The sequence below is a fragment of the Pseudonocardia nematodicida genome, from assembly GCF_040105385.1.
GTDB lineage: Bacteria > Actinomycetota > Actinomycetes > Mycobacteriales > Pseudonocardiaceae > Pseudonocardia > Pseudonocardia nematodicida.
On sequence record NZ_JBEDNQ010000001.1, the window covers coordinates 213,643 to 235,935 of the forward strand.

Sequence of the window (22,293 nt, forward strand, 5' to 3'; positions counted from 1 at the left end):
TCTCAACCTCGGAGTCCGGTGGTGGCGATGCCGTTGACGAGCAGGCGCTGGAAGGCGATGAAGATCCCGAGCACGGGCAGGAGCGAGAGCACGGACATGGCGAACAGCGCGCCGAATGCGGATTCCGCGTTGGCGTCGATGAAACCGCGCAGTGCCAGGGGGACCGTGTACATCTCGGTGTCGGTCAGATAGATGAGCGGGGTGAAGAAGTCGTTCCAGCTGTAGATGAAGGTGAAGATGGCGGTCGTGGCGAGAGCCGGTGTGGCGAGCGGGAGGAGGATGCGCCAGAAGATCTGGAAGTGTCCGCACCCGTCGATACGGGCGGCCTCGTCGAGCTCCCGGGGGAGGACCCGGAAGAACTGCACGAGCAGGAAGATGAAGAACGCGTCCGTCGCGAGCAGCTTCGGGACGATGAACGGCAGGTAGGTGTTGACCCACCCGAACTCCCGGAACATCAGGTACTGCGGGATCAGGATCACGTGGTGCGGCAGCAGCAGCGTGCCGATCATGACCGCGAACAGCACCTTGCGGCCGCGGAACTCGATGCGGGCGAACGCGTAGGCGGTGACCGAGCAGGCCACGACGTTCGCCACGACGCAGGCGATCGAGACGAGCAGCGAGTTCAGGATGAACTGACCGAACCCGACGCCGCCGAGTCCGGCCCAGCCCTCGGCGTAACCGTCCCACGTGAAGTCGGCGCCGGGGAACAGGCCGGAGTCGTTGATCCGGCTGTCGTCCCGGAACGACGCGCCGATCATCCAGGCCAGCGGGTAGAACATGACGGACGCCATCGCGATCAGCAGCAGATGACGCAGGAACTCGGGGCGGCGCAGAGTCGTCATCAGCGGTCTCCGTAGAACACGAACCTGCGGGAGGCGAGGAACAGCAGCGCGGTGACCCCGGCGGCGACGAGCAGGAGCGCCCAGCCGAGCGCGGAGGCGTAACCCATCTCGAAGTTGGTGAATCCGCGCTGGTACAGGTAGAGGGTGAAGAACAGCGTCGAGTTCGCCGGCCCGCCCGTGCCGTTGCTGACGATGTAGGCGGTGTTGAACGCCTGGAAGGCGTTCACGGTGCTCATCAGGACGTTGAAGAAGATGATCGGACTGAGGATCGGCAGGGTCACCGACAGGAAGCGGCGTACCGCCCCTGCGCCGTCTATCCGAGCGGCTTCCTGCAGTTCGGGCGGGACCTGCCGGAGACCGGCGAGAAAGATCAGCATCGGTGCGCCGAACTGCCACACGTTGAGCACGATCAGGGTGCCGAGAGCCGAGTCGGGGGTGCCGATCCAGGAGAAGTCGGTGTCGATCCCGACCAGTCCGAGCCCGGCGTTGAACAACCCGTCCCCGCCGAAGACCGACCTCCACAGGATGGCGATCGCGACGCTCCCGCCGATCAGCGAGGGAAGGTAGAAGACCGCCCGGTAGAGCGGCAGACCACGCACGCCGCGGTCCAGCACGAGGGCGAGGAGCAGGGCGAACACCACGACGAGCGGGACCGAGACGAACAGGTACGTCAGGGTGACCCCGAGCGAGGTCCAGAACCGGGGATCGTCGGTGAGCATCCGCACGTAGTTGTCGAGTCCGGACAGGCGGGGGACGCCGAGGATCGAGTAGTCGGTGAAGGACAGGTACAACGAGGCGAGGACGGGACCGCCGACGATCAGCACGATCCCGAGCAGCCAGGGTGTGAGGAACAGGTAGCCGGCGACGTCGTCGCGGCGTCGCCCGGAGCGGCGGCGGCCCGGCATGTCGGTAGGGGCGGAGGGTGCGGGGCGATGCGACGTCGTCGTCGATGCCATGGGGGTCCTCGGTTCAGCTCAGCGCCTGTCGGGCTTCGGCGTAGAAGCTCTCGACTGCGGTGTCGATGTCGGTGCGGCCGAATGCGATGTCCTCGAACAGCCGGCGGAGCTCGCCGGTGAGGATCTGGATCCCCTGCGGATACGTCATCGAGGCGATGTCGGAGTCCTCGCTCAGCTCGCGCAGTACACGCACGCTGCGCTGGACGCCCTCAGGGGTGTCTGCGTCGTCGAGCAGGACCTGCTGGCTGCGGCTGCCCGGAACCACGCCGTTGTCCGACTGGTAGGCGGAGATGGCGGCGGGGTCGTTGGCGAAGTAGTCGATGAACGCGGCCGACGTGGCGACGTTGTCGCAGTCGGCGGAGATCGCCAGGCCGTTCGAGCCGATCACGTTGCCCGATGCGCCGGGCACCGCGACCGGGTTGGTTGCCCACGCGACCTCGTCGCCCAGGCCGGAGCTCTGCAGCACCCGCTCGTGGATGGTGAGGTGCGGGATGTCCTTCGTTCCCGCGACGGCGACGCCGCGCGCCATCGGCGTGGACTCCATGTTGTTGGTCTGGTCCGGGATCATCGAGGCCGGGACCGACACCCCGTCGCGGGTCAGCCCCTCCCACATGGCGAACCACTCGCGCAGCAGCTCGGGCGGGAAGCCCAGCCCGTCGTCGTCGAAGAACTCCTGGTCGTGACTGGCGACGAAGGAGAACAGCGACATCAGGTTCGATCCCTCGATCTCGGTGGCGTACACCCCCTCGGGGAGGCGTGCGTCGATCGCCCGGAGCCACTGCTCGTAGCCGGCCCAGTCCCAGCCCGGCGGCGGCGGTCCGACCCCGGTGGAGGCCAGGAGGTCGGCGTTGTAGGCGACCGGGCGGACGTAGGAGCCGGTGGGGATCATGAACTGCCGCCCCTCGGCCATCCCCGACTCGAGAACGTCCTCGGGGATGTCGCTGACGTCGATGCTGCCGTCGGCGATCAGGTCGTCGAGCGGGAGCAGTGCCCCCTGGGTGGCGTAGGGCGCGAAGAAGGTGCTCTGCATGCTGGTGACACAGGGGAGGTCCCGGCCGGCGGCGCGGACGGTCAGCCGCTCGATGTAGGACTGGTAGGCGCCCACCTGGCTGCTGACCCGGGTGCCCGGATGGACCGACCGGAAGCCCTCGACGACGGCGGCGACCCGCTCGGCCCGGCTGGGGTTTCCCCAGTACCCGTAGTCGACGGAGCCGCCGATCTCGCCCGGCGCGGTCTGTTGCTCCACGGCGCTCCCGCATCCGGTGAGCAGCGTCGTCAGGGCGATCACGGCGATCCAGGTCCGGGGTGCCCGCGTGCCCATCAGGTCGTCCCCACGGGTTCGGCGCCCGCGACGCCGTTCGCTCGCTCGGCGGCGTCCACCTGCGACCGATCGACGAACGAGGACTGGGTCCCCGCGGTCGTCACACTGAGTCCCGCCGCGGTGCACGCCCGCCGTGCGGCCTCCGCCGGGGTGCGGCCGCCGGCGAGCTCCGCGGCGAAGACGCCGACGAAGGCATCGCCCGCGCCGGTCGTGTCCACCGGTGCGGCGACGGTCAGCGCGGGGATCTGCTGCACGGCCCCGCCGGGTGTCGCGAGCAGGGCTCCGTCCGGCCCGAGCGTCACCACGACCGAGCAGCCGAAGGCCTCCGCGAGGGGCGCGGCACCGTGAGCTACCCCCGTGTCGGCCGCCAGCGAGGCCGCCTCGTGCAGGTTGAGCACCAGGAACCCGTCTGCGGGGACGAGGTCCCGTTCGGTCGGCCGGAACGGTGCGAGGTTCAGGACGAACCGCGCTCCCGCGGTCGCAGCGGCCCCGGCGACCTCCGCGACGGCGTGCCGGGGGACCTCGGCCTGGGCGACGACCACGTCACCCGGCGCGAGCGTGCGGAGGGCCGGTCGCACCACGTCGCCGGAGACGGTGGCATTGGCACCGGAGGCCACGACGATCGCGTTCTCGCCGTCGTCGGAGACCAGCACGGTGGCACGTCCGGTCGGGGCCAGGGTATCGGCGCCGACGAACCGGGTGTCGACCCCCGCGGCCCGCAGTGCCGACAGCATCCGGGCGCCGGACTCGTCGTCGCCGACCCTCCCGGCGAGGGTGACGTCCGCGCCGGCGCGGACCGCCGCCACGGCCTGGTTGGCCCCCTTGCCGCCCGGGGTGCGATGTCGGGAGGAGGAGAGCACGGTCTCCCCCGGTCGGGGGAGGGAGGCCACCCGGAGGGTGACGTCCTCGTTGATGGAGCCGACGACCAGAACACGTACGTTGCGAGATGGCGACATTGCCACGCTCCAGAGCTACTCGTGTAGACCGGATGACGACTGGAGTATCTACACGTATAGATCCCGACGTCAAGGGCCGATGAGCGGAATGCAGCCGCACGATTCCCGGCCGCACAGGTCGAACCGGTCGTCCGACACGAGGGTGACACCGGGCGCCGTCGAGTCCTCCACCTGCGTGAACGCCATGGCGGCGACCACGTCGATCGGTTGGGTGATGGAGCTCAGGCTCGGTGTGGAGAACTCGGCGAGTTCCGTGCCCTCGGTGGTGATCACCGCCAGCTCGTGCGGCACACGTACACCGGCCTCGTAGGCGGCCCGGAGTACCCCGACCGCCTGGACGTCGGACCCCACGACGACCGCGCTGGGCGGATGCGCCTGCCCGAGCAGGCTGCGTGCCGCGTCCCGCCCGTCCCGGCGGGTGATCGTCGAGTGCAGGCGCCAGTCCGGGTCGGGGACCGAGCCGTGTCGCCGCACGGCTTCCTCCCATGCGGAGACCCGGCGGAGCGACAGACGGTGCGTCCGCGGGCCGCAGAGCAGGCCGATGCGGTCGTGACCGTGACCGACCAGGTGATCGACGGCGGCGTGCGTGCCGAGGGTCGTCACGACCGGCCGATCGACGACGACGACGGGCACGCCGAGCCCGTCGAGCTCGGTGAGGTCCTGGAGGGGATCGGCACTGAGCAGGACGATGCCGTCGACCCGGCGTTCGGCGAGCCCGACGACCATGGCGCGTTCCCGCGGCACGCTCCAATCCGATGCACCGAGCAGGATCTGTCGCCCGGTGCGTTCGCCGGCGGAATTGATGTGTTTGGTGAACTCCGCGAAGTAGGGCAGCGACAGGTCGGGAACGACGAGTCCCAGCGACTGGGTGCGGCCCGTCCGGAGCGAACGCGCCACGGTGTCCCGGCGATATCCGAGATCGCGGATCGCCTCGAGCACGCGTTCCCGCGTGGCGGGGGCGACGTTACGCGGGCCGTCGTTCACGACATAGGAGACGACCGCGGTGGACACGCCGGCGGCCTTGGCGACATCGTTGCGGGTGACCACGGGATCCACGCTACTCAGGACGGGGGTCGGGGTGTCGACCACCCGATTCCGATCTGTCAGAGAGGTGAACCGCGGCCCGGATCGCGTATCAGAAACGGTAGATGCGGGCGGCCGTCCCCCGAACCACCTGATCGATGTCGGACGACGTCGCGGTCCGGAGCAGGCGGCGCAGTTCCTGCCACATCCCGGCGTATCCGTACCGCAGGCGACACACCGGCCAGTTCGATGCCGCCATCACGCGCAGCGGTCCGAACAGTTCGAGGACGGCCGCCGCTGCCCGGTCGTGACTCCTCCCGGAGAGGAGTTCGCGTTGTCCGACGGAGAACTTCACGGCGACGTTGGGCAGCTGGGCCAGGGCGGCGACCGCAGCATTCCACTCGACCGGTTCCCGGTCCGCCAGGGTCGGGGTGGCCATGTGGTCGACCACGATCCGGAGCCCGGGCAACTCGGCGGCGAGTCGCGCCGCGTCGCGCAGGTGCCGGATGTCGGTGCCGAGCACGTCGAGCACGACCTCGCGCTCGGCGAGCAACGCGCCGACCTCCAGCGCCGCGGGTTCCCGCAGCCACGGGTCGTCCGGACTCCCGGGCAGGTGCCGGACTCCGCGCAGCAGCCCGCGCTCGACCAGCTGTGCGAGTTCGGTGTCGGCCCGCTCCGGATCGGTCGGTGTGATCCAGCCGACGACGACCGCGGTGAGCGCGCTGCGTCCGGCGTCGTCCCGGAGGCGTGCAGCGTCCGCGATGCTGTTCGCCGACTGGACCAGCACGATCCGGTCGATCCCGCGCGCGGTGGCGGCGTCGGCGACCAGCTCGGACTCGCCGAGGTCGTGGTCGAGGACCGATCTCGTGGACGGGTCGACGGCATGGGCGGTGCCGCCGCGCCGGAAGAAGTGCACGTGGGCGTCGACGACACCGCGGGCCGCGGTGGGCACCGTGATCGTGGATCGCCTCCCCCCGCGTCCGGGACGCCCGAGCGGACCCTCGTCGCGTACCTGCCCGTCGATCTTGAGCGGTGACGCCTCCAACCGTCAACGGCGGCACCCCCGGCAGCGGGCCCGGGCGCGAAGGCGGCCGCCCGTCGCCGGAGGAGCGTCATCGGCCGTGCGAGACGGCGCGTCAGCTCCCGGCGAGCGCGGCGTCGAGTGCCCCGGTCAGGTCCTCGTAGGTCCGGGGCTCGACGAGCTCCCCGTCGACGAAGAACGTCGGGGTGCCCCGGGCACCGAGGGCCAGGCCGTCGGCCCGGTCGTCCTGGATCCGCTGCGCGACGGCCGGGTCGGCGTAGTCGGCGTCGTAGCGGGCCATGTCGAGGCCGAGTTGCTCGGCGTAGCCGCGGAACCGGTCGTCCATCGGGGTCCGCTGCTCGCCCCACTCGGCCTGCGTCTCGAACATCAGCGAGTACATCTCCTCCTCCAGCCGGTCCTGCCGCGCCGCGGCCTCGACCGCGCGGGACGCGGGCTCGGCGTTGTTGTGCCCGGCCCCCGGGAAGTGGCGGATCACGAAGTTCACGCGGTCGCCGTAGTCGCCGCGCAGCTGCTCGATCGCCGGGTAGACGGCCCCGCAGGCCTCGCACTCGAAGTCGAGGAACTCGACGAACGTGACGGTGGAGCCGGGCGCGGTGGGCAGGGTGAGGCTGTCCGGACGGGCGGCGACGGCGGCCGCCTCGTCGGCACCGGACGGCGCGGGGTCGGCGGAGAGCCGGGTGACGGCGAACACAACGCCGACCACGACGACGAAGACGCCGGCGACGATCAGGGACAGGCGGGTGTTGCAGGTCATCTCGGGTGTGCTCCTGGGGTCCGGCCGGAGCCGGGGCGATGGGGAAGGGAACGGGAGTGTCCGGTCGCGCGCGGCGCCGCCGATGGTCTCCGTCGCGAGGGACGGCTGGGTGCTGGAACTGACCGGCGACGGCGTCCCGCACCCACGCAGCTTCGGGACGTTCGCCAGGGTGCTGGGGCGGTACGTACGGAAGCGCGGGGTGCTAACGCCGGAGGAGACGGTGCGGAAGATGACGTCGCTGCCGGCGAGCCGCCTCGGGCTCGACGACCGCGGGGTGCTGCAGGTGGGGCCGCGGCCGACGTGGTGGTGCTCGACCCGTCGACGGTCGCCGACCGGTCGAGCTACACCGAGCCCTGGCATCTGGCCGAAGGAGTGCAGGCCGTGATCGTCAACGGGGCGCCCAGGGCGCTTGGCGGAGAAGTCCCAGCTCAGGGCCACGGACGAGTGATCGTGCCTAGTCCATTCTGATGATCCGATCTCTCAGATTCTGTATCGATTGAAATGCCGGGGCTGCCCGGAACGACTGATCGGGTGAATGATCTGTCGGGGAGGCAGCCGAGATGACGTCGTTGGCGGACCGCCCGGTCGCGCACACCCCGGTGAGACCGTCGCGTCTGAGGTTCGAGGCGCACGCGGTGCATCTCCCGCCGGAGCCCGCGCGTCGTGGACCGGACGACCGCTTCCGGATGCTCATCGTGTGCACGGGCAACATCTGCCGCTCTCCCGCCGCCGAGCTGTTGATGCGCCATCTCCTGATCGGGCGCCTCGGCGGACGTGAAGCCGCGCGGATCGAGATCTCGAGTGCGGGTGTTGTCGCGGTGGTCGGGGCCGGGATGCACCCGTTGACCCGCGCGCAGCTCGCGCCCTGGGGGCTGGCGCCACGAAGCAACGGGTTCCGAGCCCGGCAGCTCGATGATGACGTCGTCCGCGGAGTCGATCTCATCCTCGGGGCGAATGTGCGACACCGATCGGCTGTCCTGGAGCGGTTCCCGCATGTGGTCGACCGGACCTTTGCTCTCCGAGAGTTCGCTCGGCTGGCTGGGGCGGTCGACCCCGGGGTGCTTCCATCAGGCCTGGTGGAGCGCTCGCGTGCACTGGTCGGAGCGGCCCGGTCGCGGCGCGGAACGATCCCACAAGCCGACGACACTGTGCCCGACCCGATGGGGCTTCCAGAAGCGGCGCACCGGGACGCGGTGTCCCTCGTGTTCGAGGCCGCCTGCGGCATCGCCGATGCTGTCGCACCCCGCACTCGCGAGAGCCGGCGACACGCCTAAGAGGCCACCCGCTGTGACGGAGCGGTCGGACGGGTGCACTAGTCTGGGTGACCCATAGCGACCGTGATCGTCACTGAACGCATGATCGGGATGGCGTATGACTTTGCGTGAGCACCTTCGTGTGCTGGGCGAGCGTTGGATCGTCATCGTCGTCTGCATCGGACTGGGCGTACTCAGCGCGGCCGCTGTCTCGTTGGGACGTCCGCCGGCGTACACCGCACAGACCTCGTTGTTCGTGACGACCCAGGTCGTGAACAACCCGCAGGACGCCTACCAGGGGGCGCAGCTCTCCCAGGACCGAATCACCTCCTACGTCGAGCTGGCGACGGGTGACCGGGTGCTCGAGGAGACGAGCCGGCGCCTCGGTCTCGGGGCATCGGCCGATCTCGCCTCCCGGGTGGGGACCAGCAGTTCCCCGAACTCGGTCATCTTCGGGGTGACGGCGACCGATCCGTCGCCCGAGCAGGCCACCGAGATCGCGAACACGGTCGCCGCGGTGACCAGCGAGGTCATCGGAGAGCTGGAACGTCCCCTGAATGATGGCGACCTGACCTATGTCGGTGCCCGGGTAATCCAACCGGCTGCGGTTCCATCGACTCCGTCCTCCCCGGGGTTGACCGTCCTGCTCGCACTCGGGCTGACGGTCGGGCTGGTGATCGGTGTGGTCGGTGCCTACGTCCACAATACGCTCGACAACACCGTCACCACCGCCGACGGGGCCACCGCGATCGTGAAGGCGCCGGCGCTCGGGTCGGTCGTCCTCGACCCCAAGGTCCCGGCCACGCCCCTGGCCGTCCACGAGGCACCGAGCACGCCGATCGCCGAGAACTTCCGGCGGATCCGAACCAACCTGCAGTTCGTCGACGTAGACAGTCCCCGGAAGACCGTTGTGATCACCAGTGGCGTCGCGGGAGAAGGCAAGTCGACCACGGCTGCCAACCTGGCCGCCGCCGTGGCGTCCACCGGCCGGCGGGTTCTGCTGATCGAGGGTGACCTGCGACGCCCGGGCGTCTCTGCCTTGTTCGGTGTCGACCGGTCCGTCGGACTCACGACGGTTCTCTCCGGAGGCCTGCCGCTTGGGCGCGCCGTACACAACTGGGGCGGCGGAGCGCTCGACCTGCTTCCGAGCGGGGTGCTACCGCCCAATCCGAGTGAGCTGCTGGGTAGCAACCAGATGCGCAGCCTGCTCCAAGAAGCACGGTCCACGTACGACCTCGTTCTGGTCGACACGCCGCCAGTACTGCCCGTCGCCGACGCTGCGGCATTGCTCCCGGCCACCGACGGAGCGCTCCTGGTGTGCGGGTACGGCCGAACCACGACGCAGCAGCTGTCGGCCGCCGCTCACGCCTTGCGAGCCGTGTCGGGGAGCGTACTGGGTGTGATCCTCACCCTCGTGCCCGCAAGGCGTATCGGTCGGGACTCCGGTTACGAGGGCACCTACGAAAGCGTCCGCGAAGCCCGGGGTGCCGGGACGCATCGGAACGGTTCGTCGAGTACCTCACCGCCGCGTGTCTCGACGGGTAGGCCACGTTCGGCGGGTTCATCGGCTCCGCGAGACAGTGAGCGAACCACGTGGATGCAACGTCCCGGTCGCTAATCCAGCCGTCCGAGTCCTGCCTGTGTGAGTGCAGGGGAGATGAGAACCACGTGCACATCAGCATGATCGGTACGCGCGGGGTTCCCGCACGTTACGGCGGTTTCGAGACCGCTGTGGAGGAGATCGGGCGTCGCTTGGCGGACAAGGGACATCGGGTCACCGTCTACTGCCGGGGCCGCGACGAAGCGTCGACGGACCACCTCGGCATGCGGCGGGTTGTGCTGCCGAGTCTGCGTGGCCGTTCGGTCGAGACGCTCTCGCACACGTTCCTGTCCGTCCTGCACGCCATCCGACCCCGCTATCGGCCGGACGTCGCCTTCGTGTTCAACGCGGCCAACGCCCCACTGATCATCCTGCTCAGAATTTTCCGGATCCCGGTCGCCGTCCACGTGGACGGGCTCGAGTGGCGCCGGGCGAAGTGGGGGCGTGTCGGCCGGACCTACTACCTGCTCTGCGAGCGGTTCGCTGCCCGAACGGCCGACGCTCTCATCGCCGACGCCCGTGGGATCGAGAATTACTTCCGCAAGAAGTACGGGGCGGACAGCGATTTCATCGCGTACGGCGCCCCCGAGGTCGAGCCGGACCGTCCCGGGCTGCTGGAGCCGGTGAACGTCGAACCGCGCGGCTACCACCTGGTCGTCGCGCGTATGGAGCCGGAGAACCACGTCGACGTGATCGTGGAGGGTTACACGCAGAGCACCGCGCGACTACCGCTCGTCGTCGTCGGATCCGTGCCCTACGAGACCGAGTACATCCGCCGCGTGGCCGACCTCGCAGCCGACGACGTGCGTGTCCGGCTGGTCGGGTCGGTCTGGAACCAGGACCTGCTCGACCAGCTCTACGCGAACTGTGCCAGCTACCTGCACGGCCACTCCGTGGGAGGGACCAACCCGTCGCTGCTGCGCGCCATGGGTGCCGGTGCGTTCGTGGTCGCCTGGGACGTCGACTTCAATCGCGAGATCGTCCGGGACGATGGGGCGTACTTCGGTGATCCTGCTGAGCTGAGCGCCCGGATCGAGGAGGTCGAGGCCGAGCCGGACACGGCCGGGGAGCGTGGGCGGGCGGGGAAGAAGCACGTCCTGGCGACCTACGCCTGGGACACCGTGACGGCGGACTACGAGGCACTCGCCCAGCGTCTGGAGCCGCAGCGCCGTGCCGGCGCGACCGGACGCCTGAAAGGATAGGCCATTGAGGACGATCGCCCGGGTGCTCGGCGGCGGGCCGGCCGACCTCCTCGGCCTGGGGCTCGTGGCGGCGATCGTCTTCTGCGTCGTACCCATCGGCTACGTCGTCGCAGCGCTGACCTACCGCAACGGGAGCGTGGTCGGGGTCGTGCTCGTGCTGGTCATGGTCGCGTTGATCGCCGCGGCGACGGCACCGGTGCACGTCCTGCCGTCGGCAGCGTTGGTCCTCTACGCGGTGTTGCCCCAGCAACTGATCGGCTACGGGTACTTCGGTCTCACACCGGCCCTGCTGGTGATCCTCGTCTGGTCGGTGCGGCGATGGGTGGCCATGCCCGTCGTCCGCCCCGAGCCGATCGACCGGTGGTGGCTCGGAGCGCGATTCGCAGCGGTGCTGCTCGTCCTGTGGACCGTGTACCTGATGCGGACCCGGCCTCCGATCGTGAGCGGTGGCGGCCCGTCAGCCCGGGAATGGGTGATCAGCCTCGCCGTCGGCGGGCTGCTCGTGCTGTACGTACGGGTGTCTGCTCGTGAAGCCGACCTCCTGGTGCGGACGCTGGCGGTGGCGACCATCGCTGCGGCCGTGTTCGCCGTGGTCGAGGTCGTGATCCAGCAGAACCCGATCTACCTTCCGCTCTATGACGCCGTCGGCCGCGGCCTGCATCTCGACGGGGGCCTGCACCGGGCGAGCGTCGGATTCGGGCACCCGCTCTACGCCGGAACGTTCTTCGCGGTGTCCTTCGCCGTCTTCTTCGTCCGGTGGATCGACGACGTCCCGCGAAGCCTGATCCCGTTGATCGCCGCGGTCGCAGGTGCGGCGTCGACCGTGTCCCGCAGCGCGCTCGCGGTCGCGGCGGTCATCGCGGCGGTCGTCACGGTCGTTCGCCTTCCACAGCTCCGTCGCACTCGATCCCCGAAGCTCATGCGGCTCCTGGCGCTGGCTCCCCTGGCCGTCGTGGCAGTGGCGATGTCCGGCCTCATCGACGCGCGTACGAGCACCGGTGAAGCCGCGCGATCGAGCGAGGTGCGCGGAGACAACGTGACCGAGGCGATCGTGCTGGCACGCTCATCGGGCTGGGTCGGCAGCGGGCCGACGACGGCAGACCCGCTCACCATCGCCTCCTCGGGGGGCGCCTACCCGATGGAGAACTCGCTGCTGCAGCTCCTCGTCAGCCTGGGCGTACCCGGGCTGGTGCTGTTCCTGACCACGCTGGCCCTGGTGGTCGTCTCGGCGGTGCGCTCGGGTGCGCATGCCGGGGCGGCCGCGGCGGTGGCCTTTATCGCGGTGACGGCCGGCTACAACGGCCTGGAGACGCTTCTTCCGCTGCACAGCCTTCTCGGCCTGGTGGTCCTGCTCTGCCTCGCCGGCGCGAGCCAGTCGGCCACGACAGACGTTCCCTCCACACCCGCTCCGGCCCTCACGGCCCCGAGAACATCGAACGGACCGTCGTGAATCACACTCTCTCCGCCCTGGTCGTCGTGATCACCTACCGGTCCGGCGACGTCGCGGCCGACCTCGCCGCGACCGTCAGTCGCTGGCTCGCCGGCGGACCCGACCGCGCAGCGGTCTTCCTCGACAACAGCGACGATCACGAGTGCGTGGCGACGGCCCGCGCCGCGGTCGATCCGTCCGTGATCGACCGGTTCGTGGCCGAGGTCGCGCCGAACAACCTCGGGTTCTCCTTCGGGGTGAACCATGCCGTCGAGCTCGGCCGTAGGCGGTGGGGGGAGCCGCGGGTCGTGCTCCTGCACAACCCGGATGTCGCCACGTCCGCGCAGGTCTTGGAGCGGGTCGTCATGCTCGCCGTTGAGCCCGGCATCGGTATCGCGGCTCCTACCCTCCGTGCGCCCGACGGGGCGGTCGATCGTGGTTCGGCCCGCCGGGTCTGGAACAAGCGCCGGCTGTTCGCGACGCTCGTCGGTCTGCCTGCGCTGCCCCCGTTGCTGGGGACACCCCGGCGTTCGATCCCGGTCGAGGGCCCCGGTGTGCACGACGTCGCCTTCACCTCGGGTGCCTACATGGCGATCCGCCGGGAAGTGTTCGGCACGGGCCTGGACACCCGGCTCCCGATGTATCTCGAGGACCAGGAGATCTGTCATCGGGCGCACGATCTCGGATACCGGGTCGTGGTGTCCGGGGACCTGTCCGCCGAGCACGTCGGCGGGGTCAGCCGGAAGTCGAACACGGCGCAGCGCCGCGCGCTCCGGCTCATGGAGCTCGTTGTCGCCCCCTGCCTCTCGCTGATGGACACCTCCGGGATCGGCGAGAGGCCCCTGAAGATGCTGGTCGGCGCCGCAGGGCTGACGCGGGGTGCGCTCGCGCTCCCGGCTTCGCTCGGACAGCGGGGTGAGCGTGCCGCGTGGTTGCGCGACCAGTTGACGCTCGCAGCGTGGTTCGTCAGTTGGGCCATGACACCCGGCCGGATCGGGGACGTCGAGTGGAACCGTGCGACGCGGCCGGCGGAAGCGGGCTGATCGACGATGCGTGTGCTCCTGGCCAGCAAGTTCCTGCACCGGGTCGGCGGTGTCGAGACCTATCTGGACTGGCTCGCAAGCGAGCTGACCGTCCGTGGCCACGATGTCGCCCTGTTCGGGATGGAGGCCCCCGCCGGATCGTCGCCCGTAGCGCCCGGGGCACCCCGATTCGAGACGCCCGCCCGCAGCTACACCTCCGGAAGCATTCGGGAGCGGCTCGACGACGCGGCCCGCAGCGTCTACTCCGTGGCGAACGGGCGGCGGATGGCTGCTGCTCTGGCGGAGTTCACACCGGACGTCGTGCACTACCACGGCACCTGCTATCAGCTGACGAGCGCAGTCGTCCGGGCTGCGGGCGGGATCGGGATCGGACGGGTCGTGACGGCACACGAGTACAAACTCGTGTGCGCGAACCAGCGGCTGTGGGCCGACTCGACGTCGGACCTGTGCCAGGTGTGCGTCGGTGCCTCACCCGTGAGCCGCGCGATCAACCCGGTCCGACGGCGATGCATCAAGGGCAGCCTCGGGGCGTCCGCGCTGGGGGGGCTGGAGACGGTCTTCAGCGACCGGGTCATGCGCGGCGCCGACGACATGATCGTGCACTGTCCGTCGCGGTTCATGGAGCGGACGCTGCACGCGGACGGCTGGTCGCCGGACCGCACAGAGGTCCTCGACCTGCCCTGGCGGGGAACGCCTCACCGCCGAGACGACGATGCGACGGGCCTTCTCTACATGGGCCGCCTCGCGCCGGAGAAGGACGTGCTGACCGTCCTGCACGCCTGGAAGTCGTTGGGCACGCGTACTGGCGACCGGGTACTGACGATCGCCGGCACGGGAGCCGATGAAGCGCAGCTGCATCGGTACGTGACGGAGCATGCGGTGGACCGGGTCCGCTTCGTCGGACACCTCAGCGCCGACGAACTCGGCGCGGCCCTGCGGACCACCGCCGCGACACTCCATCCGGCGATCTGGTTCGAGAACAGCCCGTTCAGCGTGCGGGAGAGCCTCATGGCTCGCGTGCCGGCCCTGGTTGCCGACCGCGGTGGCATGCCCGAGCTGGTCACCGAGGGGGTGACGGGTCTGGTGTCCGAACACTCGGTCGCAGGATGGAGCGCGACGATCCAGCGGTTCCTCGACGGCGCGGTCGGTTCACCGGAGGCGTTCGAGAAGGAGCTGGTGACGCGGGCGACGAGCGGGGATCAGCACTTCCAGTCGCTCACGAAGCTCTACGAGCGGGCACAGGCCACCGCCGCGACCCGAGCCGCTCGATGACGGAGCTCTACTCCGCGGACGGTCGCCGCTTATGAAGAAGACGTTCCTCTCCGCCTCGATCGCCCGAGTGCTCGGCGCCGTCGCACAAGCCGTGATGGGCATCGCCCTCGCGCGCTCCGTAGCGCCCGCCGAGTACGGCGCCGTGACCGCGCTGATCGGTGTCTTCCTGGTCTGGTTCATCGTGGTCGACGTCGGCATGTCCAGCTTCGCCGGCCGCTCGTACGCGCTCGGACGGCTCGACGAGGTCCGTACGATCCTCTGGTTCAGCGGACGAGCAGCGCTGGGCGGCGTCGTCGTCGCGATCGCCGCCTTGGCGCTCTTCGTTCCCGGAGCCTCCGGAACCTTTCTTGCCGCGCTTTCGCTGTTGGTCGTTGCACAGGGACTGGAGAAGTACTGCGAGACCCGGCTCGCCGTAGTCATCGCAGCCGACCTGGCTGCCGCGGTCGCTACGTCGGTCCTTCTTCGCCGGCTCGTGAGCTGCTCAGTGTTCCTGCTGCTGCTCGTCGCTCACGCAGGCCCGGCCACGTTGCTGTACTCGATCGGGATGGCAGCGGGCGCGGCCCTTGGGGCCGTGCACATCAGACGGCTGTTGCTTCGACGCGATGTCCCGGCTCAGCGGTCGATGGCGGTCGGCGACGTCCTGCGCAGATCTGTGCCCTTCGCGGTGAACGACCTATCGATCCAGAGTCGAGCGCTCGATGTGTTCCTCGTGGCAGCGCTGACGTCGCCGGCCGGGGCCGGCTTCTACGCGGCCGCGTCGAAGCTTACCTCGCCGTTCCAGCTGCTGTCGTCCACCTTGGCCGCAGTGGTACTCCCGGCGACTGCGCGGGCGGACGACAGGGACCGGCGTCGATTGCTGCGGGCCATCGTGGGACTCACCGCTGCACTGACCGTGCTGGCGCTACCCGTCGGGTGGTTCGGCACTGACCTGAGTGTCTTTCTGCTCGGCGACGCCTACGCCCCGGCAGGACCGCTCGTGGCCGTGTTCGTCGTGACCTTTCCCGTGGTTGCGCTGTCCACCCCGCTCGCTGCACTCCTGCAGGGGATGGGGCGTGAACGCTTCGTCGGTGCGCAGAGCTTCGTCAGCTCGGTCCTTCTCCTCGCCGCGGTTGCCGCCGGTGCCTGGTGGGGCGACGAAATGGGGGCGGCGGTCGGGTTCGCCGTCGTCGCGGTAGGGAAATACCTGAGCCTCGCGCTGGCGGCCTTCGTCGGAACGCGGGCAGGGGAGCCATCCGTCACCACCCTGCCGGGGGCATGACGGCTCCGGTGCCTGGGTCATCGACGTGGAGCAGTCACCAGCGCATCTCGCAATCGTGACCACTGGCCGTCCGCATCGCCGACCCCCGTACGGTGCCGGGCACGCTCGGTCGCCGCCGAGCGCAGGACACCGAGCGCAGCAGGATCGCGGGCGAGCCGTTCGAGGACCTCCGCCACTGCTGCGGGCGCCGGCTCGACCAGCACGCCGCCACCGTCGCGGAGGATCTCCCGGGTCCCGCCCAGGTCGTACCCGACGACAGGCGTCCCCACCAGGATCGACTCGATCGTCACGCGCCCGTAGGCCTCGTTCCCCGAGCAGACCAGGCTGACGTCCGCACCAGCGAGGACGCCGAGTGGGTTCCCGCTAGATCCCCGGTGACGGAGCACGGACGAGACGTCTGCTTCTCGGATCATGTCGTCCAGCCGTGCCAGATCGTCGGGGCGTGCGTCGCCGTACAGCTCGATCCGCACCGGCGTATCGCCGGCGACGAGCAGCCGAGCAGCCTCGACGAGATCGAACTGTCCCTTTTCCTCGGAGAGAGTGCCGAGCAGAACGGCAACCAGCACGTGCGGAGGTTCCTGGCGCACCTCGCTGACCGCCTCCGGAATCTCGACGGGTGGGTACTCGATCAGCGTCGGCCGGCGGTACTGGGAGGCCGCGTACTCCGACACCGCGACACCCACGTCGACCCAAGCGTCGAGCGCTCGCACGATCAGAGCTTTCGGGATCAGCGACCGCAGGGTCGGATTTGTGCGGATGCTCTCGCCGAGAATAATCGACCGAGGTATCCGTGCGAGAGCCGCAGCCAGGAGCGGCGCCGGGGTCACGGTAGACCCGATGACGACGGCATCGGGCCTCGTCCGGCGCAGCAGCCGAAGCCATGGCACGACCTGTGCGAGCGACTGGGCAGTGCGGAGCGCTCCCGCGATGCTCCGGTGCCGGACGCCCATCCACCACTGACAGCGCTGAACTATCACCCGAGCCTGAGGGGCCCGATCGTGGATCAGCCGCTCGATCGGGCCGTGGCGGGGAATCGACACCGTGACTCGATCCCCGCCTCGAGCAGCAGCGGAGGCCATCGCGATCAGGGTGCGTTCAGCCCCCGCTGTCGTCGAGGAGTGGGCGACGAAGAGGACGTGCACGAAGATCCTGCTGCTCTCGTTATGGCGGGTCCGGTTGTGGCTCGGATTAGTGTCTCAGCATCTGACTGGCGAGCTCGTCGTACCGCCAGAGGTTTCCGCAACCGAAGGGTTTGTCGACCTATGCGGCCGACTTGTTGGCGGTTGCTTCTCGAGATCCACAAAACTGATTACCGTGGTGGAACTTTGAGCGATGGCGGTCGGTTTGGCCTGCGCGACCTCTGGTTCAGATTCGAATTTAGGGACGAGGCCTGTTAGGTGGGTGTGGTCATCATTGTGTCGCAGCGGGAATTTCGAACTCGAGAGTTTCGGAGGAAGGAGCGAGATCTCGATATGTTGGTTCGAACTGCTGAACGGAAGCTCCATGGTCGTCGGTCTGGCCTGCCGGGCTGACTGCCCACGCCAGCAGTCCGGTCAGATCTAGTCTTCCCTAACCTCCATGGAAAGTGCTTCGTCTGAATCCACAGGAGAAAGAAGACGACGGCCACAAGAACTGCGCCATCACCACGCACCAACGTTGCTGCGACCAGCACGAATCCGACCGCCGCATGCCTGCGGTCGGCCAAGAGGAGGACCGACAGCAGTAGCAGACACACAAATGCGGAGGTCTCTAGTCCTTGGGTGACGAGCAGCCAGGGATTGATGATCATCAGGCATATGGCGACGAGTCCGCCGAGTGTCATCGAATTCTTGTGAAGAATTGCAAAAGCGAGATACTCTGACGCGGCGGTGGTGAACACGAAGAGAAGTGTCGATGCCAGCTCGACACTGCCGACCACGAGACTGATCAGCGCCAGGGCTAATGTGTACAGTGGAGCCGAAACTGCATTCGAGGTTGGACTGGCTAGATTGTAGACCCACCCGTTGCCGTCCAGCAGGTTCTGCACGTACCGAAACAGGATATACGCATCGTCCGGGATTCTGCCGTCGGCTCGGTACACTACGAGCGCCGACAGCAGTACGCACATGGCTGCTGCGGAGGCATGGAGCAATGCGGTCGTACGACGGGGCGCGGAAGGGCCGTCAGCGATGTGATCGGTGTTTTGGCTTGTGCTTGCTGGGGCGTGCTCGCTAACAGCCATGCCTTACTCCTCGACGGTGGCTAGCTAGAATTGCCCGGACAGGAAGACGCCGAGAAGGCCTCATGCACGGGCAACGATCTGATATACGTAAGCTGGCTTGGATCAGAATCCCCGACCGGCCGCTGAATCTAGCTCGCCCGGAGTCCATGCGCAACGAATCCTGCGTCGGGCGGTACTCAGCGTGCGCTGACCGGATCCATTGGCTGCTGTGTTAAATCTGGTAACGCCCTCCCGTGGGATTCCCGAGCTGTATTCCTAATCTGATTGAGAACGAGGGCTGCAGCTGACCGCTTCGGCCAGCGGCGGGGCGCCGCGCAGGGTGGCTCGTCAGACACGCGATCGGATCGGGAAGTCGCCTGCGGTCGTTACAGTGCGAATGGCGGCGGCCAGGTTCCGGCAGGCGCCACCGCGGACGGTCGTCCGGGAAGGCCTTTGTGGGGTGCGGACGGGCTGTCAGGTGTACTGGTCGGCGACGGTGATGACGTACTCGCCGTAGCCGGATCCTGCTTGGGCTTGGCCGAGGGTGCGGCATTGTGCGGGGGTGATCCAGCCCATGCGGAGGGCGACTTCTTCGATGCAGGCGATGCGGATGCCTTGGCGGTTCTCGAGGGTGCGGACGTATTGGCCGGCGTCGATGAGTGATTCGTGGGTGCCGGTGTCGAGCCAGGCGAAGCCTCGGCCGAGGTCTTGGAGGTGTGCGCGGCCTTGGGTGAGGTAGGTGCGGTTGATGTCGGTGATCTCGAGTTCGCCGCGGGTGCTGGGGGTGATCGTGGCGGCGATGTCGATGACGGTGTGGTCGTAGAGGTAGAGCCCGGTGATGGCGCGGTCGGAGCGCGGCTTCTGCGGTTTTTCTTCGATGGAGATGAGGGTGCCGTCGGGGTCGGCTTCGCCGACGCCGTAGCGCTGGGGGTCGCGGACGGGGTAGCCGAACAGGACGCAGCCGTGGGTGCCTGATGCGATGTCGTGGGCGCGGCGGCGGAGCAGGTCGCCGAAGGATCCGCCGTGGAAGATGTTGTCGCCGAGCACGAGGGCGGAGGGTCCGCCGCGGACGTGGTCGGCGCCGATGAGGAAGGCTTCGGCGAGTCCGTTGGGGCGGGGTTGTTCGGCGTAGGTGATCTGCAGGCCGAGGTGGGTGCCGTCGCCGAGCAGGCGTTGAAAGCCGGGTAGGTCGTGTGGGGTGGAGATGAGCAGGATCTCCCAGACGCCGGCCAGCATCAACGTGGTCAGCGGGTGGTAGATCATCGGCTTGTCGTAGACGGGCAGCAGTTGCTTGGACACGGCTTTGGTGACGGGGAACAGTCGGCTGCCGGTGCCACCGGCCAGGATGATGCCCTTCATCGGTCAGGACTTCCTTCGGAGAGACAGCGGGGGAGCTTTTGGCAGGCGGGAATTCCTGCTCAAGGGTGAGTCTGTAATGCCGCGGGGGTCTCCCACGACATGCAGAACGTCTCGGCTGTGCAAGCTAGCAGCCCCCTCCCTCGCCCGCCGACGGGCAAATCTGATGAATGGTTGAGGTGACATGCGTCTGGTGGTGACAGGCGGAGCCGGCTTCATCGGCTCGCATTTCGTCCGCACGGTGCTCGATGGCGGCTACCCGCCCTTCGCGGGCGCCGAGGTCACGGTCCTCGACGCCTTCACTTACGCCGGCCGGTCGGAGAACCTCGCGCCGGTGGCGGGCGCCGCTGGTCTCACGGTCGAGCGCGCCGACATCCGGGATGCCGATCGAGTCGCGGAGATCATCCGGGGATCGGACACCGTGATTCACTTCGCGGCCGAGACCCACGTCGACCGGTCGATCACCGGCGCTGCGGACTTCGTCACGACGAACGTGGTCGGGACGCAGGTCCTGCTGCAGGCGGCGCTCGACTTGGGGGTGAGTCGATTCGTGCACGTGTCAACCGACGAGGTGTACGGCTCGATCGACTCGGGATCGTGGCCGGAGACCGACCCCCTCGAGCCGAACTCCCCGTACTCGGCCGCGAAAGCAGGTAGCGACCTTCTGGCGCGGTCGTATCACCGCACGCACGGCCTCGATGTCGTGATCACGCGGTGCTCGAACAACTACGGGCCCTACCAGTTCCCGGAGAAGGTCATCCCGCTGTTCGTCACGAACCTGCTCGACGGCAGGAAGGTGCCGCTCTACGGCGACGGGCTGAACGTGCGGGACTGGCTGCACGTCGACGACCACTGTCACGGCATCGCCCTCGCCGCTGCGAAGGGGCGCGCGGGCGAGATCTACAACATCGGTGGCGGCACCGAGCTCACGAACCGGGAGCTGACCGATCGGCTGCTCGCGGCCGTCGGAGTCGGCGACGAGATGATCGAGCGGGTTCCGGACCGCAAGGGTCACGACCGCCGGTACTCGGTCGACTGGACGAAGATCCGCGACGAGCTGGGCTACGAGCCACGCCACTCGTTCGGCGACGGTCTCGCCGAGACCGTCGCCTGGTACCGCGACAACCGCAGCTGGTGGGAACCGCTGAAGAACGGAGACGGCCGATGAAGGCCACTGAGCTCTCGATCTCGGGAGCCTGGATGTTCGAACCCACCGTGTTCCCGGACTCGCGTGGGTCGTTCACGGCTCCGTTCCAGGGGGCGGCGTTCCGCGAGGCGTTGGGCTTCGACCTCACGGTCGCCCAGACGAACATGTCGGTGTCGGATCGCGGAGTCATCCGGGGCGTCCACTACGCCGACCTGCCGCCGAGCCAGGCCAAGTACCTGTACGTCGCTTCCGGAGTGATCCGGGACGTCGTCGTCGACATCCGGGTCGGTTCTCCCACCTTCGGCGAGTTCCGGGTCGTCGAGCTGGATGCTGACTCGATGTGCGCGGTGTATCTCTCCGAAGGGCTCGGGCACGCGTTCCAGGCGCTCACCGACCACGCCGTCGTCGGGTACCTGTGCTCGACGCCGTACAACCCGGCGGGGGAACACGGGATCACCCCACTCGATCCGGAGCTGGCCCTTCCCTGGGCCCCCGGGATCGAGCCGGTCCTCTCGCAGAAGGACCGGGACGCGCCCACCTTGGCCGACGCGGTTGCTGCGGGTTCGCTCCCGACCTGGGGTGCGTGTCAGGCCTGGTACGAGCAGCTGCGCACGCCGAGCTCGACTGCCGGGCGTCCGCAGGCAGCGTGACGAGGCGTCGGCCGGCCCACTGACGGTCGGCCGCCGACGAGCGGGGCGGGACGAACGCCACAGCGGCGATCGTCCCGCCCCGTCGCATATGAGTCGCGCAGAGAAATCCGCACGGATGTGTGTTCTGCCCCGTGCGGTCGCACCTATACATCTCTCCAGGACCGCGAGCACGGACCGCGAGCCGGTCCCGGAGGCGGGAGGTGCCGTGACCGGACCCGATCAGCGCATGGCCCTGCTCGCCTTCCGGCGCCTCGCGGACGCCGAGGTCGTCGACGCGTTGCGTGCTGAGCGGTGTGCGGGTTGGAGGTGGCAGGTGGTGCGGGCCCGGGAGGCGGAGAACGCGCTGCGCCGGCTGCGCTGGCTGGTGCGCAGCGAGCACCTGCCCGCCCGGACGCGGGCGCTGGGCCGCCCGGTGTACCTGGACCCGGAGGAGCGCCGCCGGATCGCCCGCGACGACGAGCGCGACGTCGTCGTCGGTGATGCCGTGGCCGTCGGGATCGAGGTGTTCCGCCGGCGGGGCGTGCTGGCCCCGCCGGATCGGGGCGGGTGGTGTCCGGACCAGGCGTCGCTGTCGACGTTCGCGACCAACGCCTGCGTCATGCACCTGTCCGCGTCGGTCGCCCGCTGGCGCCGGGCGAGCCGGGTGCCCCGGTCCGAGACCCCGGTCGAGCCCGGCCTGCTGCCGGAACCGGAGATACCGCCGTCGCCGGAGGTCGTGGCCTTCGAGAAGGCCCTGGCCGCCGACCCCGCGCTGGCCGCGCTCGTCGACGCGAAGGAGGGGCTGCGGGCCGCGCTCGCGCTGCGCTACGACACCGGCGCGGCGTGGTCGGAGATCGCGGCCGAGGTCGGGATCCCGCCGGACACCCTGCGTGGGCGCAGGGCCCAGCTCCAACGGGAGGTACGCCGGCTCTTCGACGCACGCAGGCTGCTCGAGGCACGCGGGACGGACCCGGACGGAATCGCCGGGTGAACGAGTCGAGTGAGTGAAG

Annotated in this window: 21 protein-coding genes; 11 read left to right on the plus strand and 10 right to left on the minus strand. The window is 69.0% G+C overall.

Annotated features, from left to right (window positions below; genetic code table 11):
- Positions 1 to 2: 2 nt before the first annotated feature.
- The 7 genes from WIS52_RS01010 to WIS52_RS01040 form a co-directional block, all read right to left on the minus strand.
- Positions 3 to 842, minus strand: a complete 840-nt coding sequence (locus WIS52_RS01010; protein ID WP_349296126.1) for a carbohydrate ABC transporter permease — start codon at positions 840 to 842, stop codon at positions 3 to 5.
- The gene (locus WIS52_RS01015; RefSeq protein ID WP_349296127.1) at positions 842 to 1,747 is read right to left on the minus strand and encodes a carbohydrate ABC transporter permease; all 906 of its coding nucleotides are present in this window, start codon (positions 1,745 to 1,747) and stop codon (positions 842 to 844) included. The genes WIS52_RS01010 and WIS52_RS01015 overlap by 1 nt, the downstream gene beginning before the upstream one ends.
- A 64-nt stretch (positions 1,748 to 1,811) precedes the next feature.
- Positions 1,812 to 3,119 (minus strand): ABC transporter substrate-binding protein, encoded by a 1,308-nt coding sequence (locus WIS52_RS01020; protein ID WP_349296128.1) that lies wholly within the window; start codon positions 3,117 to 3,119, stop codon positions 1,812 to 1,814.
- Positions 3,119 to 4,075 carry a ribokinase gene (locus WIS52_RS01025; protein ID WP_349296129.1) on the minus strand — a complete coding sequence of 319 codons (957 nt, stop codon included), beginning with the start codon at positions 4,073 to 4,075 and terminating at the stop codon, positions 3,119 to 3,121. The genes WIS52_RS01020 and WIS52_RS01025 overlap by 1 nt, the downstream gene beginning before the upstream one ends.
- A 69-nt stretch (positions 4,076 to 4,144) precedes the next feature.
- Positions 4,145 to 5,122, minus strand: coding sequence for a LacI family DNA-binding transcriptional regulator (locus tag WIS52_RS01030; RefSeq protein ID WP_349296130.1), 978 nt, complete (start codon positions 5,120 to 5,122; stop codon positions 4,145 to 4,147).
- Positions 5,123 to 5,210: 88 nt separating this feature from the next.
- Positions 5,211 to 6,050, minus strand: coding sequence for an amidohydrolase family protein (locus WIS52_RS01035; protein WP_349296131.1), 840 nt, complete (start codon positions 6,048 to 6,050; stop codon positions 5,211 to 5,213).
- Positions 6,051 to 6,234: 184 nt separating this feature from the next.
- Complete coding sequence (locus tag WIS52_RS01040; protein WP_349296132.1) at positions 6,235 to 6,894, minus strand: DsbA family protein; 660 nt, start codon at positions 6,892 to 6,894, stop codon at positions 6,235 to 6,237.
- On the opposite strand from WIS52_RS01040, the gene WIS52_RS01045 reads away from it, so the two are divergent.
- The 8 genes from WIS52_RS01045 to WIS52_RS01080 all read left to right on the plus strand — a co-directional run bounded on the left by WIS52_RS01045 (position 6,818) and on the right by WIS52_RS01080 (position 15,951).
- Positions 6,818 to 7,279: a hypothetical protein gene (locus tag WIS52_RS01045; protein WP_349296133.1), complete on the plus strand. Its 462-nt coding sequence runs from the start codon at positions 6,818 to 6,820 to the stop codon at positions 7,277 to 7,279. The genes WIS52_RS01040 and WIS52_RS01045 overlap by 77 nt on opposite strands.
- Before the next feature lie 175 nt (positions 7,280 to 7,454).
- On the plus strand, positions 7,455 to 8,168 hold the full coding sequence (locus tag WIS52_RS01050; protein ID WP_349296134.1) for an arsenate reductase/protein-tyrosine-phosphatase family protein: 714 nt from the start codon (positions 7,455 to 7,457) through the stop codon (positions 8,166 to 8,168).
- A gap of 97 nt (positions 8,169 to 8,265) precedes the next feature.
- A complete protein-coding gene (locus tag WIS52_RS01055) occupies positions 8,266 to 9,765 on the plus strand; it encodes a tyrosine-protein kinase domain-containing protein (protein ID WP_349296135.1) in 1,500 nt (499 codons plus the stop codon).
- Positions 9,766 to 9,827: 62 nt separating this feature from the next.
- Entirely contained in the window at positions 9,828 to 10,949 is a 1,122-nt protein-coding gene (locus WIS52_RS01060; RefSeq protein ID WP_349296772.1) for a DUF1972 domain-containing protein, read from the plus strand.
- 4 nt (positions 10,950 to 10,953) lie between these two features.
- Positions 10,954 to 12,399: an O-antigen ligase family protein gene (locus WIS52_RS01065; protein WP_349296136.1), complete on the plus strand. Its 1,446-nt coding sequence runs from the start codon at positions 10,954 to 10,956 to the stop codon at positions 12,397 to 12,399.
- Positions 12,396 to 13,421 carry a glycosyltransferase gene (locus tag WIS52_RS01070; protein ID WP_349296137.1) on the plus strand — a complete coding sequence of 342 codons (1,026 nt, stop codon included), beginning with the start codon at positions 12,396 to 12,398 and terminating at the stop codon, positions 13,419 to 13,421. The genes WIS52_RS01065 and WIS52_RS01070 overlap by 4 nt, the downstream gene beginning before the upstream one ends.
- 6 nt (positions 13,422 to 13,427) lie before the next feature.
- Positions 13,428 to 14,693, plus strand: coding sequence for a glycosyltransferase (locus tag WIS52_RS01075; RefSeq protein ID WP_349296138.1), 1,266 nt, complete (start codon positions 13,428 to 13,430; stop codon positions 14,691 to 14,693).
- Positions 14,694 to 14,724: 31 nt separating this feature from the next.
- Complete coding sequence (locus WIS52_RS01080; RefSeq protein ID WP_349296139.1) at positions 14,725 to 15,951, plus strand: lipopolysaccharide biosynthesis protein; 1,227 nt, start codon at positions 14,725 to 14,727, stop codon at positions 15,949 to 15,951.
- Between the two features lie 17 nt (positions 15,952 to 15,968).
- Here the strand turns inward: WIS52_RS01080 and WIS52_RS01085 are convergent, their stop codons facing one another.
- The 3 genes from WIS52_RS01085 to rfbA form a co-directional block, all read right to left on the minus strand.
- On the minus strand, positions 15,969 to 17,093 hold the full coding sequence (locus tag WIS52_RS01085; RefSeq protein WP_349296140.1) for a glycosyltransferase: 1,125 nt from the start codon (positions 17,091 to 17,093) through the stop codon (positions 15,969 to 15,971).
- Positions 17,094 to 17,344: 251 nt separating this feature from the next.
- Entirely contained in the window at positions 17,345 to 17,977 is a 633-nt protein-coding gene (locus WIS52_RS01090; RefSeq protein ID WP_349296141.1) for a hypothetical protein, read from the minus strand.
- 648 nt (positions 17,978 to 18,625) lie between these two features.
- Positions 18,626 to 19,510, minus strand: a complete 885-nt coding sequence (gene rfbA, locus WIS52_RS01095) for a glucose-1-phosphate thymidylyltransferase RfbA (protein WP_349296142.1) — start codon at positions 19,508 to 19,510, stop codon at positions 18,626 to 18,628.
- A gap of 181 nt (positions 19,511 to 19,691) precedes the next feature.
- Between rfbA and rfbB the strand changes: the two genes are divergently transcribed.
- From rfbB to WIS52_RS01110, 3 genes are all read left to right on the plus strand, one after another.
- Positions 19,692 to 20,675 carry a dTDP-glucose 4,6-dehydratase gene (rfbB, locus tag WIS52_RS01100; protein ID WP_349296143.1) on the plus strand — a complete coding sequence of 328 codons (984 nt, stop codon included), beginning with the start codon at positions 19,692 to 19,694 and terminating at the stop codon, positions 20,673 to 20,675.
- The gene (locus WIS52_RS01105) at positions 20,672 to 21,304 is read left to right on the plus strand and encodes a dTDP-4-dehydrorhamnose 3,5-epimerase family protein (RefSeq protein WP_349296144.1); all 633 of its coding nucleotides are present in this window, start codon (positions 20,672 to 20,674) and stop codon (positions 21,302 to 21,304) included. The genes rfbB and WIS52_RS01105 overlap by 4 nt, the downstream gene beginning before the upstream one ends.
- 205 nt (positions 21,305 to 21,509) lie before the next feature.
- On the plus strand, positions 21,510 to 22,274 hold the full coding sequence (locus tag WIS52_RS01110; protein ID WP_349296145.1) for a hypothetical protein: 765 nt from the start codon (positions 21,510 to 21,512) through the stop codon (positions 22,272 to 22,274).
- Positions 22,275 to 22,293 lie beyond the last annotated feature (19 nt).